This is a genomic window from Mycobacterium terramassiliense (assembly GCF_900157385.1).
In the GTDB taxonomy this organism is placed as follows: Bacteria; Actinomycetota; Actinomycetes; order Mycobacteriales; family Mycobacteriaceae; genus Mycobacterium; species Mycobacterium terramassiliense.
On record NZ_LT717701.1, the window covers coordinates 1418937 to 1432313 of the forward strand.

Below are 13377 nucleotides of genomic sequence, written 5' to 3' on the forward strand. Positions count from 1 at the left end.
CTAGCGCTGTCCGTGAGCCACCGCTTCGGTGTGGGGTTGGTGCGAGGGCGCAGACTCGGTACCCGGCAACGGAATTCGGGGCACGTCCGGCGTGCCCAGTCGGCCGGCCAGCCAGGGCAGCGCGGTGCTGAAGACCGTCCCCGCGGTCGGCCAGTCGTGCTTCCCGGGGTGGGCGACCACCGCGCAGTCGATGCCGTTCGCCCGGCCGAGCGCGCACAGCGACCCAGCGGCCGCGGCCTGGTTGCCCGGGTCGGCGGCGGCGCCGCGCCCGGCGAGGGCCATGGCGGCGCTGTCGACGCTCGTGACTTCGCGGCTGGGTGTCGGCGAACCGCCCGACGAGATCGCGAACCAACCGGACACCCCGGTGTAGCGGCCGTGGCGGTTGATCACCGTCGTCGGGTCGAATGCCGCCCACGCCTCGGCGTTGCCGCCGAACAGGCTCGCGATGGTCTGCGCCTTGGTGCCCGTGTTGGGGGTCAAGTCGCCTTCGATGTCGACGAACGCGCTGAACAGGGTGGGGTGCATGACGGTCAGGTCCACCGCGCAGGTCCCGCCCATCGACCACCCCACGACGCCCCAGTGGGAGGGGTCCGGGCTGACCCCGAAGTTCGAGACGACGTAGGGCACAACGTCTTTCGTCAGGTGATCGGCCGCGTTGCCACGGCTTCCGTTGACGCATTCAGTGTCATTGTCGAACGCGCCGCCCGCGTCCACGAACACCAGCACCGGCGCGCTGCCGCCATGTGCGGCCGCGAAGGCGTCGACAGTCTCCACCGCATTGCCCGCCCGCACCCAGTCGGCGGGCGAACTGAGCATGCCACCGATCATCATCACCGTCGGCAGCTGCGGCGGCGGGTAGCTCGCGAACCATGCCGGTGGCAGGTACACGAGTTCCTCGCGGTGCCTGAATTGCGAGGCGTCGGAAGGGATCTGCACCGGCACCAGGCTGCCGCGCACCGGCTTGGTGCCCTTCGCCGCCATCGAGACGGCGGTGGCCTTGTCGGTCTGGTTCGGCAGCGGGCGGGAGGTGAGCTGGTCCCACGCGCTCTGCACCGTCTGGAAGTACCCGACCCATTGGTTGAGCACCAGCAGCGAGCACAGCAGGCACAGCGGCACGGCCAGGATCGACAATCCCCGCCGCCACCAACGCGCGCCGCGCCAGCCCAGGATCAGCACGGCGGTGGCCAGGCCGACCAGCGCGATCCACACGTAAAGTTCGCGCGGCGCCGGTTCGGTGTTCAGACCGGCGATCGACCAGTGCGCCCCGCCGGCCGTCACGCCTCCCACGACGGCGGCCAACGGCAGCCACAACAGGCGCCAGCGGCGCGATCGCCACCCGATGGCCAGCGCCAGCGCGACCGCGGTGAGGACCTCGACCGTCAGCGGTACCCAGCCATGGATCAGCGAGATGTGGTTGCTCACCGTCAGCTGCATCGTGATTCCTCCTCCCAGCGGCTAGCGATCCGCGCTGAGAGAAGGGTCAATCGCGAGCCTCTACAAAGCCTCCAAGGATTCTTGGAGCCCCGCGAGACAGGCCGGCGACGCCGGCGACCGGCGAGCAAACGCAGAATCGCCGTATAGCAGGCCGTTAAGTGCGATTCTGTGTCTGCTCGCGCGGGAAGTCGTCAGTCGATGACCGCGGCGTCTTTGCGCTCGGTGATCGGCCGGGCCAGCCCTTGCTCGTCGCAGATGCGTTGCAGTTTGGCGAGCGTCTCGTCGAGGCTCGCGCCGACCCGCTTGCCGGGCGTGAAGGTGGCCGGCAGCTTGCGCATGCCCTGGATGACGCCGATGGTCTCGTAATGGACGGTGCCCTCGGGGTCACACCGGTAATCGGGCATCCGGTCGAGAACCGCCGTAAGCATGGACTTGAATACGGTGCGCGCCACGTTTGACCCGGCGCACCGGTGCAGGCCGAGCCCAAAGCTGAAGTGCCGGTTGCCTTTGCGGTCGAGGATGATCTCGTCCGGATCGTGGAACACGGCGGGGTCGCGGTTGGCCATCGCCCACGAAATCCACAGCCGCTCACCCTCTTTGAACTGGATACCGTCGAGCTCGACGTTATCGGAGAAGGTCCGGCCATCGCCCGGTGCCGGGGTGAAGTAGCGGAGGAACTCCTCGGTCGCGGGATCGAGCAGCGTTTCGCGTTGCTTGCTGAGTAGTTCGCGTTGGTCGGGATGCTCCGAAAGCCATTCCAGCGAATGGGCGGTCAGCGCCGTGGTGGTGTCGAAGCCGCCACCGATGATCAATCCAAGGTTTCCGATGATTTCCAGGTCGGGCGCGGGCTCACCGTCGATCCGCATTTCGAGCAGGGCATTGACCAGCCCGGGCCGCGGATTGTTGCGGATCTCGATCATGTTGTTGATCAGGTCGATCCCCATCTGCCGGTGCATCTCGGTGACCCGTTGGATGTCCGGCGAGTGCTCCGGGGTGTACACCGCGGCATGTGTTGGCTCGCTGTACATCTGCCAGTTCTTCAGCGGGATGCCCATCATGGCCAGCGTCAGCACGGCCGGCACGATGTTCGCCAGGTCGTCGACGAAGTCGATCCGGCCTTCTTCGATCTTCTCGTCGAGGCAGGCGCGCGTCACGTCATCGATGAACGGCTCCCAGCGCTTGACCGCGGCCGGCGACAGGTAGGGGTTGAGTACGGAGCGGTAGGTTTTGTGTTCGGGGTTGTCCATCTCCAGGATGCCGCCCCGGATACCGTTGATGCGGCTGGCCGTCGGGATGGAAATGCCCTTGTAGCCACGGCGTTCGTTGTTGACGTCGTGGTCGTTGGAGACCGCCGGGCAGCGGGCGAGCTCGAAGACCTCGTGGCTGCCGGCCGCCACCCAGTGCCCGCCGTAGGTGTCGCTCCAGGCCATGGGGCACCGGGCGTGCATCTCCTCGGTGATGTCCTTGAACCGCGAGCGGTACTCCGCGGAATGCCGATCGAAGTGATACCGATTCCGCTTACGGTCGCTGTCGCTGTCGCTGTCGCTGTCGCTGACGACATCGTCGACACTCAAGGCGCTGTCTCCCTTTACGTTTCGTCCGTGACGATGATGGCCTGCTCCGGACAGGAGTGGGCGGCCTCGCGGACCTGATCCTGCTTGTCGGCCGGCACCACCTCGTCGATCGCCGATGAACTGCCGTCGATGTCGCTGAGCTGGAAGGAATCCGGAGCGATCATCGCGCAGAGCGTGTGGCCCTGGCAGCGTTCCGGATCAACCCAGACCTTCACGGTGTCTCCTTCGAATGGCTTAGTTGTCTTTTCCTCAGTCGTGGTCGTACCACTTGAGATAGCCGCCGGCGTCGACGCGCAATTGCATTCCCGTCACGTACCTGGCCTCGTCGGAGGCCAGCCATAGGACCGCGTTACTGATGTCCTCGGGCTCGACGTAGGGGATTCTCATCGCCTGCTGCACGCCGAAAACCGGCTCGGCGTCGGCCCGCGTCGGGTGTTCGAGGTCCGGTCGGAACGAGCGGTACATCGGTTCGCTTTGCAGCATCGGGGTGTTGGTGTTGGTCGGGTGAATCACGTTGGCACGAATCCCCAACGGCGCCAACTCGGTTGCCAGGTCGTGGACATAATGCGACAGCGCCCGCTTGGAGTGGATGTAGGCCATGCCGCCCGGGTCGCTGCCGGGGTTGTCCTTCTTGGCGGTGTCCATCAGCGCGGCGGTGGATCCGGTGGCGATGATCGAGGCGCCGGATTTCAGGTGCGGCAGCGCGACCTGGATGGCGTTGATGGTGCCGATCAGGTTGGTGTTGATGACGTCGCACCACGCCTGCAGCGGCGGGTCACCTTTCATGCCGGCGACGCCGGCTTGCGCGACGACGATGTCGAGCCCGCCCAGCTGTCCGACCCCGTCGTCCAGCGCGGCGCGCAGTTGCGCGGCATCGCGCACGTCGGCCTGGGCGATGACGGCGGCCCGGCCGGTTTTCTCGATGAGGCGGGCGGTTTCGTCGAGGTCCTCCGGCGCGGCCATGGGGTAACCGATGGTGTCGATGTCGCGGCACAGGTCGACGGCGACGATGTCGGCGCCTTCCTCGGCCAGCCGCACGGCGTGGCTGCGGCCCTGGCCGCGCGCCGCGCCGGTGACGAAGGCAACCTTGCCCTTGACGCGCCCTGGTGCGCCGTCTGCCACTGCCTCTCCTCTGGTGTCGATGTTCAGGTGTTGCGGCCGCCGTTGACGCCCAATATCTGACCGGTGATGTAGCCGGCCTCCTCGGAAATCAGGAAGGCGCACGCCGCCGCGATGTCTTCCGGCTTGCCCATCCGGCGCACCGGGGTCCGGGCGATGGTTTCCTCGATGTTGCCGAGGAACCCGTTTCGTTCGGCGGCGCGCAACATCGGGGTGTCGATGAATCCCGGTGGCACGGCGTTGACGGTGATGCCGCTGGGCCCGTATTCGAGCGCCAGCGACTTGGTCAGGCCGTTGACCGCCGACTTGGCCGCCACGTAGTGGCTCATGTACGGAGCACCCGAATGCGTACTCGACGACGAGATGTTGACGATCCGCCCCCATCCGGCCTCGACCATGTCGGGCAGCACCGCCTGAATCGTGTGGAAGACGCCGTTGAGGTTGACGTCGATGACGCGCCGCCAGTCCTCGAAGGTGATGTTGGCGAAGCGCTTGAAGCCATCGAGGCCCGCCGCATTGACGAGAACGGTCACCGGCCCGAGCCGGGCCCGGATCGCGGCCAACGCGGCATCCACCTGCGATCGATCGGTGACGTCGGCGGTGAAAGCGAAGTCGGCTTCCGACGCTCTGAGATCGATCGTGGCGACGTCAAGACCGTCGGCGCGCAGGCGTTGCGCGACTGCTTGACCGATGCCGGACCCGCCACCGGTGACAACCGCGGTCTTCACTTTCCCGCCACCAAGCCAGCCCCGACTCCACGAGCGGTCATTTCAGCCACAAAGAATCTCCCTTGCAATTATGAGAACCTTACTCTCGCCGCGGAGCGCCGTGCAACACGCGTCCAAAACAGGGTACGGCCTGCGCCGAGAGGCCTGTTGCCGCAGCGCCTGGCCGAGAACGCCGCTGGTCGGCGGCCCCGTCCCATTCCTGAGAGTTTCTTGAATTATCGAGACCCGAATGTAAGATTCGCCGGAGACGAGAATCAAATTATCGTGACCGTCACCACATACATCCGACGCATAGGGAAGTAGGGATGCCAGTGCAGGACACGGCTGACACCGCCTTGGGGACCGCCTCAGCGACCATCGCGGATGCCGCGCCCGAGTCACCGGTCGACCGCCGGCTGCTGATCGACGGCCGGCTCGTGACCACCGACCCGACATTCCCCTCGATCAACCCCGCCACCGGTGCCGTCGTCGGGCGCGCTCCGGACGCCGGCGCCGAGCAGGCCGAAGCGGCGATCGCGGCGGCCCGCCGTGCCTTCGACACCACCAGCTGGTCGACCGACGTCGCGCTGCGGGCGCGCTGCCTCGACCAGTTGCACCGGGCGCTGGTCGACCACGCCGAGGAGCTTCGCGAGTTGACCATCGCCGAGGTCGGCGCCACCCGGGCGCTCACCCAGGGCGCTCAGCTCGACGACCCGATCAAGATCGTGCGTTTCTACGCTGACCTGCTGCCCGCCTATCAGTTCTCGGAAGACCTCGGCGAGGTCGAGTCGCGGGGCATGCGCCATCACCGTTGGGTGGAGAAGGAAGCCGCGGGGGTGGTGGGCGCGATCATCGCCTACAACTATCCGAACCAGCTCGCGCTGGCCAAGCTGGCCCCGGCGTTGGCCGCCGGGTGCACGGTGGTGCTCAAGGGCGCGCCGGACACCCCGCTCATCACGCTGGCTCTCGGCGAATTGATCGCCAACCACACCGACATCCCGCCGGGCGTGGTGAACGTGCTCGCCTCGTCGGACGCCTCCGTCGGGGTCGCGCTGACCACGAGCCCCGACGTCGACGTGGTGACCTTCACGGGTTCGACGGCGGTCGGCCGCCGGATCATGGCCGCCGCCAGTGAGACCGTGAAGCGGGTCTTCCTGGAGTTGGGTGGCAAGTCGGCCGTGATCATGCTCGACGACGCCGACTTCGCCGGCGCCGCGATGTTCGCCGCCTTCAGCATGGTGACCCACGCCGGTCAGGGGTGCGCGCTCACGTCCCGGCTGCTGGTGCCCAAGTCGCACCACGACGAGATCGTGGAGCTGATCGCGCAGAACTTCGCCAAGGTGCGCCACGGGGACCCGGCCGATCCGAAGACGTTCATGGGACCGCTGATCAACGAGAGCCAGCGCGACAAGGTCGACGGCATGGTGCGCCGGGCCGTCGCCGCGGGGGCGACCCTGGTGACCGGCGGCAAGCGGTTGGATCCCGGCTACTTCTACGCGCCCACGTTGCTCACCAACGTCGACCCCGACAGCGAGATCGCCCAGGAGGAGGTCTTCGGGCCGGTGCTGGTCGTCATCGGATTCGACGATGACGACGACGCGGTGCGCATCGCCAACAACTCCATCTACGGTCTGGCCGGCGCGGTGTTCAGCCGCGACCAGGACCGGGCGCTGGCGGTCGCACGCCGGATCCGGGCCGGATCGTTTTCCGTCAACGGCGGCAACTACTTCGGGGCCGACAGCCCCTTCGGGGGCTTCAAGCAGTCCGGCATCGGCCGCGAGATGGGCGTCGCCGGGCTGGAGGAATTCCTGGAGCGAAAGACCATTGCCGTGCCGGCCGTCGCGGCTGCGGGGGGTCAGGGATGAGGCCGCTGGAGGGCATCCGCGTCCTGGAGGTGGCGATGTACGGCTTCGTCCCGTCGGCGGGCGCGGTCCTTGCCGAATGGGGAGCCGACGTGGTCAAGGTCGAGCACGCCGTGACGGGCGACCCGCAGCGCGGACTGCGGCAGACCGGCATGTTGCGCGTCGAAGGCGACCCGAACCCCAACATCGAACACGCCAATCGGGGCAAGCGCAGCATCGGACTGGACATGTCGGTGCCCGAGGGCAGGGAGGTGCTCTACGAGCTGGCCCGCCGGTCCGATGTGTTCCTCACGAGCTTCCTTCCCGCTCATCGGAAGAAGTTCGGCATCGACGTCGATGACATTCGTACGGTCAACCCGAACATCGTCTACGCCCGCGGCAGCGCACTCGGCCCGCGCGGCGCCGAGTCGGAAAAGGGCGGCTACGACATGACCGCGTTCTGGTGCCGCGCCGGCACCGCGGCCACCATCACCCCCGCCGGGATGCCGGGCATGATCGCGCCGCCCGGACCGGCCTACGGCGACACCATCTCCGGCACCAACCTCGCCGGCGGCATCGCCGCGGCGTTGCTCAAGCGCGAACGCACGGGTGAACCGTCGGTCGTCGATGTGTCGCTGCTGGGTAGCGGCCTGTGGTCGATGGGACATACGGTCGCGCTGACAAAGCATCTGGGCCAGCGGATGGAGGCACCGCCGCCGGGTGTGCACGGGGCGCCCAACAATCCGTTGGTGGGGCTCTACACCACGTCCGACGGCCGGTACATCTCCTTCGTGATGATGCAGCCCACCAAGTTCTGGGCGGACGTGTGCCGGCACGTCGACCTGCCGGAGTTGGCCGACGATCCGCGCTTTGCCACCGCCGAGACGATCGCCGCCAATACCCCGGATGCGGTCGAGAGCTTGACCAAGGCGATCGCAGCCCGCACTCTTGCCGAGTGGAGCGAACGCTTTGCCACGCTTGCCGGTCCGTGGGCGCCCGTGCAGGACACCTTGCAGGCCGTCGACGACGCTCAGATCCGGGCGAACGAGTACCTGGTTCGCGCGGGTGAACTGGACCTGGTCGCCAACCCGGTGCAGTTCGACGTCGCGCCGCCGCACACCGGGCCGGCGCCCGGATTCGCCGAGCAGACCGACGAGATCCTGATGGAGATCGGGCTCGATTGGGACCGCATCATCGAACTCAAGACGGCCGGTGCAGTCACTTGAGAACTACAGGACCGGAGCTGTGTCAAACGTTCGAGCCGAACGGCGCTTTTCGCCCGATGGGCTGTCCGATAACGGTTTTAAATTTTTCATTCCACCAGGACGCGGCATGAGTCATAATCGCCGGACGCTTCAAGACAGTGGGCCCCTCGTTTTGAAGCGCCAACTCACGCGACAGAACGGAGGTGTGGCGTGAGGATGGTAGCGGTTGCCGCGCCAGAGGCAGACGCCGGAATGTCGCTGCCCGCTACGTATTTCGCCGTCGGCAGCATGCGTTCGTGGCCGTCGGTCCGGCCGAATACCCGGCAGCCCGCGCTTCGGAAAAGCGTGCAGAACAAGACTATCGGTCTCGAAACGCCGCGAGGGGCTGATGTCGATGGCGACTAAGCGGGCCGGCCCGGAGCGATGGACCGGCGGGATCTCGCTCGGGCGGGGCTCCAAGCCGATGGAGGCGGTCGGGGGGCTGTTCGCGATGTCGGCGGATGCGATCAAGTTCGCGTTCCGCCGTCCGTGGCAGTGGCGTGAGTTCCTGGAGCAGTCGTGGTTCATCGCGCGCGTCGCGCTTGCGCCCACGCTGTTGGTGGCCATTCCGTTCACCGTCCTGGTCAGCTTCACGCTCAATATCTTGTTGCGCGAGCTGGGCGCCGCGGACTTGTCCGGGGCCGGGGCCGCTTTCGGCGCGGTGACCCAGGTCGGCCCTCTGGTGACCGTGTTGATCGTCGCGGGCGCCGGCTCCACCGCCATGTGCGCGGATCTGGGTTCGCGGACCATCCGCGAGGAGATCGACGCGATGGAGGTGCTGGGCATCAACCCGGTGCAGCGCCTGGTGACCCCGCGCATGCTGGCCGCGGGCCTGGTGGCGCTGCTGCTCAACAGCCTGGTCGTCATCATCGGCATCGTGGGGGGCTATGTCTTTTCGGTGTTCGTCCAAGACGTCAATCCGGGTGCATTCGCCGCGGGGATCACGCTGCTGACCGGCGTTCCCGAGGTGGTCATTTCGTGCGTCAAGGCAGCGCTTTTCGGCCTGATCGCCGGTTTGGTCGCGTGCTACCGGGGGCTGACGGTGTCCGGCGGCGCCAAGGCCGTGGGCAACGCCGTCAACGAGACGGTGGTGTACGCGTTCATGTCGCTGTTCGTGGTGAATGTCGTTGTCACAGCGATCGGCATCCGAATGTCAACCAAGGGCCACTGAGGAGGTGTAGGGAAAGACCGTGATCACGCTACGCGCCACCTATCCGCGCCTGACGCGACAACTCGACAAGCCGGTCGCCACCCTGAGCCGAATCGGCGATCACACGCTGTTTTACGGTCAGGCGTTGGCCGGGGTTCCTTTCGCCGTCCGTCATTACCGGCGGGAAGTCATCCGGCTCATCGCCGAAATCAGCATGGGCGCGGGGACTTTGGCCATGATCGGCGGCACGCTGGTCATCGTCGGCTTCTTGACGCTGGCCGCCGGCGGCACCCTGGCGGTCCAGGGCTACAGCTCGCTGGGCAATATCGGCATCGAGGCGCTGACCGGGTTCTTGGCGGCCTTCATCAACGTTCGCATCGCGGCGCCGATCGTTGCGGGAATCGGCTTGGCGGCCACCTTCGGTGCCGGCGTGACCGCGCAGCTGGGTGCCATGCGCATCAACGAAGAGATCGACGCGCTGGAATCCATGGCCATCCGGCCGATTTCATATCTTGTCAGCACCAGGATCGCGGCGGGAATGATAGCGATCACGCCGTTGTATTCCATCGCCGTCATCCTGTCGTTCTTCGCCAGCCAATTCACGACCGTGGTCTTGTTCGGCCAATCCGGCGGCCTGTATCAGCACTATTTCTCGACGTTCCTCAACCCGATCGACTTGCTGTGGTCGTTTTTGCAAGCGGTGCTGATGGCGATCACGATCTTGTTGATTCACACGTATTTCGGCTACTTTGCTTCGGGCGGACCGGCCGGTGTCGGTGTGGCGACCGGCAACGCGGTGCGAACCTCGTTGATCGTGGTCGTGTCGGTGACGCTGCTCGTCTCGCTGTCCATCTACGGCACCAACGGCAACTTCAACCTGTCGGGCTAGGGAGGGTGGTGAAAGGACAATGACGCGTAACCTCGGGCCGGGCCCGATCCATCGATCCGAAACCACCAGTGCCGCACGACCTGTCGCCGCGTCACCCGGCCGCCATTTCGGCGTGCAGTCCTACGCGCGTCCCCTGGCCGGGCTGGTGACCATCGTCCTGATCGGCCTGATCTTCGCCGTCGCGGTAGGCCTTTTCCAAGGCTCCTTCACGACGAGCGTGCCCGTCACCGTCGTCTCGCCGCGCGCCGGCCTGGTGATGAACCCGGACGCCAAGGTGAAGATGCGCGGCGTCGAGGTCGGAAAGGTCGCCTCGATCGACGTGCGGCCGAACGGCGAAGCCGTCCTGCACCTTGCGATGCAACCGTCGCAGATGCACCTCATTCCGGCCAACGTGCTCGTCGATATCGCGTCGACGACGGTGTTTGGCGCCAAGTTCATTGAACTGGTGCCGCCCGCCGAGCCGTCGGCGCAGCCGCTGCGCGCCGGCCAAGTCCTCGAGGGCAAACACGTCACCGTCGAAATCAACACGGTATTCCAGCAACTCACGTCGCTGTTGTCGACGATCGATCCGGCCAAGCTCAACGAGACCCTGGGCGGCATAGCGTCGGCGGTCAACGGCCGCGGCCACAAGATCGGCCAGATGCTGCGCGATCTGGATTCCTTCCTGGCCACCCAGGAGCCCAGCCTTCCCGCGCTGAGTCACGACCTCGAGGCGCTGCCCGCGGTGAGCGAGGCCTACGCCGACGCGGCGCCGCACCTGCTCGCCACGGCCGACAATGCCGTCCGGATCAGCAAGTCGATCGTCGACGAGCAACAGAACCTGGACGCGTTCCTGATCAGCTCGATCGGCTTGGCGGACCTGGGCAATGACGTGGTGGGCGGGAACAGGCAGGCGCTGACCGATGACCTGCACCTGCTGGCGCCGACCACCGACCTGCTCAACCAGTACCACCAGGCGCTGTACTGCGGCATCGCCGGGTCGCTGGGGAACCTGCACGCGCCGGACCTGCCCGAGCCGATGGTCAAGGTGACCGTCGTCCTCGGCCTCGGCGCCGAGCGCTACCGCTACCCGTCCAACCTGCCCAAGGTTGCGGCGACCGGCGGTCCGCAGTGCATGGATCTTCCGGTGGTGCCCTTCGACGTTGCGCCGCCGTTCGTGGTGACGGACAACGGCTCCAATCCGACGCAGTACGGCAACCAGCAACTGCTGCTCAACTCCGATGCGCTCAAGCAGTTGCTGTACGGGCCGCTCGACGGGCCCCCTCGCAACACGATGCAGATCGGAATGCCCGGATGACGGGCTCGCGCGGGATGATCCTCAAGTTCGGGACGTTCGCCACGGTGATGGTTGTGCTGACCGTGTTCTTGTTCTTCATCTTCGGGCAGTACACCACCGGTTCGACGAACGGATATTCGGCGCTCTTCACCGACGTGTCGCGGCTGAAGCCGGGACAGACGGTGCGCGTGGCCGGGATTCGGGTGGGCACGGTCAACAGCGTCAGCCTGCGCGCCGACAAGAAGGTCGTGGTGAAGTTCGACGCGGACCGCAGCGTGGTGCTCACCACCGGCACCCGCGCCCAGGTTCGGTACCTGAACCTGGTCGGTGATCGCTACCTCGAGCTCGTCGACGGACCCGGATCCACCAAGGTGCTGCCGGCCGGGGCGGAGATCCCGATCGATCGCACCGCGCCGGCCCTCGACATCGATCTGCTGCTCGGCGGGCTGAAACCCGTTACCCAGGGCCTCAATCCGCAGGACGTCAACGCGCTCAGCGCGGCGCTCATCCAGGTCTTCCAGGGCGAGGGCGGAACCCTGCAGTCGCTGCTGTCGAAGTCGACGTCGTTTTCCAACACGCTGGCCGACAACAACCAGACGGTGCAGGAGCTGATCGACAACCTCAACACCGTGGTGGCCACCGTCGACAAGGACGGCACCAAGTTCTCCGGCGCCATCGACCGGCTGGAGAAACTGGTCAGTGGATTCGACCAGGACCGCGACACCATCGGTACCGCGATCACCGCCCTGGACAACGGGACCGCCTCGATCGCCGATCTGCTCACCCGCGCCCGCCCGCCGCTGGCCGCCACGGTGGACCAGACGAGTCGGCTGGCCCCGCTGCTGGACCAGGACAAGAACCTCGTCGACACCTCGCTGCAGAAGTTGCCGCACAACTACCGCAAACTGCTCAGGCTCGGTGCGTACGGCGCCTGGTTCCCCTACTACCTGTGCGGACTGGCGCTGCGTGTGTCCGATCTGCAGTACCGCACCGTGGAAGTGGGCATCAAGCACCAGACCACCGGGCGTTGCGCGGAACCGAAGGATCCCGATGAATAAGTATCGCGGAGCGGGCCTCATCAAGGCCGGATTCATTGGCGCCGTTCTGATCGCGCTGATCATCGCCGTCGGGCTGAACCCCGATCAGCTGGTACAGCGGGCCACCACGGTCCGCTACCAGGCGCTGTTCGCCGATGCCGGCGGCCTCGCACTCGGCAACGACGTGACCATCTCGGGAATCAAGGTCGGCAGCGTGACGGGCATGTCGCTGCAGCACGGCGACGTGCTGGTGACGTTCACCGCCAAGGGCAATGTCCTGCTCGGCTCGGCCAGCACCGCACACATCAAGACCGGTTCGCTGCTGGGGCAGCGGGTGCTCACGGTCGACTCGGCGGGCACCGGCAACTTGCATCCGATGGCCGTCATCCCAGTGTCACGCACCTCCTCGCCGTACTCGCTGTCCGAGGCCGTCAGCGATCTGACGACCGACCTGCAGGGAACCAACACCGAGTCACTCAACCAGTCCCTTGACACGCTGTCGGCGACGCTGAATCAGGTTGCGCCGCAACTGGGTCCGGCGTTCGACGGGATCAGCCGACTGTCCCAGACTCTCAACGCCCGCAACCAGACACTCGGGCAGCTGCTCAAGGGCGCCGCCGATGTCACCGGCGTCCTCGGGCAACGCAGCCAGCAGCTCAACACGCTGATCCTCAACGCCAACGATTTGTTGTCGATGCTGGTGGCGCGGCGGCAGGCGATCGTGCGCCTGTTGGCCAGCACGTCCGCGGTGGCCAGGCAGCTGTCCGGCGTGGTGCATGACAACGAAGCGAAGCTGGCGCCGTCGCTGGAGAAGCTGAACTCGGTGACGGCGGTCCTGGAAAAGAACCGCGACAATCTCGCCAAAGCGCTTCCGGGACTGGCGAAGTACGAGCTGACGCAGGGAGAGACCGTTTCGAGCGGCTACTACTACAACCCGTTCATCCCCAACCTCTTCCAGCTGGAATTCTTCCAGTGGTTGTTCGACTACGCCTTCGGGTTCCGCGCCTACGGCGCCCCGGGTCAACCCCCCGACACCGCCGGGCCACGGGCCTTCTTCCCGTTCCCGTTCAACGAGGACCCGGGAGGGCGGCCATGACGGGACTCCG

At 66.4% G+C, this 13377-nt stretch carries 12 protein-coding genes; 7 read left to right on the top strand and 5 right to left on the bottom strand.

The genetic code is table 11. The features are described 5' to 3' along the window. The 5 genes from MTAB308_RS21455 to MTAB308_RS21475 all read right to left on the bottom strand — a co-directional run bounded on the left by MTAB308_RS21455 (position 1) and on the right by MTAB308_RS21475 (position 4855). Complete coding sequence (locus MTAB308_RS21455; protein WP_077101955.1) at positions 1–1434, bottom strand: alpha/beta hydrolase; 1434 nt, start codon at positions 1432–1434, stop codon at positions 1–3. 191 nt (positions 1435–1625) lie between these two features. Continuing rightward, the gene (locus tag MTAB308_RS21460) at positions 1626–3008 is read right to left on the bottom strand and encodes a cytochrome P450 (protein WP_077101958.1); all 1383 of its coding nucleotides are present in this window, start codon (positions 3006–3008) and stop codon (positions 1626–1628) included. A 14-nt stretch (positions 3009–3022) separates the two neighbouring features. Continuing rightward, entirely contained in the window at positions 3023–3223 is a 201-nt protein-coding gene (locus tag MTAB308_RS21465) for a ferredoxin (RefSeq protein WP_077101960.1), read from the bottom strand. A gap of 34 nt (positions 3224–3257) precedes the next feature. Next, positions 3258–4130: a mycofactocin-coupled SDR family oxidoreductase gene (locus MTAB308_RS21470; protein WP_077101962.1), complete on the bottom strand. Its 873-nt coding sequence runs from the start codon at positions 4128–4130 to the stop codon at positions 3258–3260. A 23-nt stretch (positions 4131–4153) separates the two neighbouring features. Beyond that, on the bottom strand, positions 4154–4855 hold the full coding sequence (locus MTAB308_RS21475) for an SDR family NAD(P)-dependent oxidoreductase (protein ID WP_077101964.1): 702 nt from the start codon (positions 4853–4855) through the stop codon (positions 4154–4156). Between the two features lie 305 nt (positions 4856–5160). Between MTAB308_RS21475 and MTAB308_RS21480 the strand changes: the two genes are divergently transcribed. The 7 genes from MTAB308_RS21480 (at position 5161) to MTAB308_RS21515 (ending at position 13367) form a co-directional block, all read left to right on the top strand. Next, positions 5161–6699: an aldehyde dehydrogenase family protein gene (locus tag MTAB308_RS21480; RefSeq protein WP_077101966.1), complete on the top strand. Its 1539-nt coding sequence runs from the start codon at positions 5161–5163 to the stop codon at positions 6697–6699. Next, complete coding sequence (locus MTAB308_RS21485; RefSeq protein WP_077101968.1) at positions 6696–7901, top strand: CaiB/BaiF CoA transferase family protein; 1206 nt, start codon at positions 6696–6698, stop codon at positions 7899–7901. Before MTAB308_RS21480 ends, MTAB308_RS21485 begins: the two co-directional genes overlap by 4 nt. Positions 7902–8274: 373 nt before the next feature. Beyond that, positions 8275–9090: an MlaE family ABC transporter permease gene (locus MTAB308_RS21495; RefSeq protein ID WP_077104625.1), complete on the top strand. Its 816-nt coding sequence runs from the start codon at positions 8275–8277 to the stop codon at positions 9088–9090. A 22-nt stretch (positions 9091–9112) separates the two neighbouring features. Then, positions 9113–9958 carry an MlaE family ABC transporter permease gene (locus MTAB308_RS21500; RefSeq protein WP_077104628.1) on the top strand — a complete coding sequence of 282 codons (846 nt, stop codon included), beginning with the start codon at positions 9113–9115 and terminating at the stop codon, positions 9956–9958. Positions 9959–9977: 19 nt separating this feature from the next. Beyond that, the gene (locus MTAB308_RS21505) at positions 9978–11255 is read left to right on the top strand and encodes an MCE family protein (RefSeq protein ID WP_077101972.1); all 1278 of its coding nucleotides are present in this window, start codon (positions 9978–9980) and stop codon (positions 11253–11255) included. Then, positions 11252–12292 carry an MCE family protein gene (locus MTAB308_RS21510; protein WP_077101974.1) on the top strand — a complete coding sequence of 347 codons (1041 nt, stop codon included), beginning with the start codon at positions 11252–11254 and terminating at the stop codon, positions 12290–12292. The genes MTAB308_RS21505 and MTAB308_RS21510 overlap by 4 nt, the downstream gene beginning before the upstream one ends. Beyond that, positions 12285–13367 (top strand): MCE family protein, encoded by a 1083-nt coding sequence (locus tag MTAB308_RS21515; protein WP_077101976.1) that lies wholly within the window; start codon positions 12285–12287, stop codon positions 13365–13367. Before MTAB308_RS21510 ends, MTAB308_RS21515 begins: the two co-directional genes overlap by 8 nt. The last annotated feature ends 10 nt before the right edge of the window (positions 13368–13377 follow it).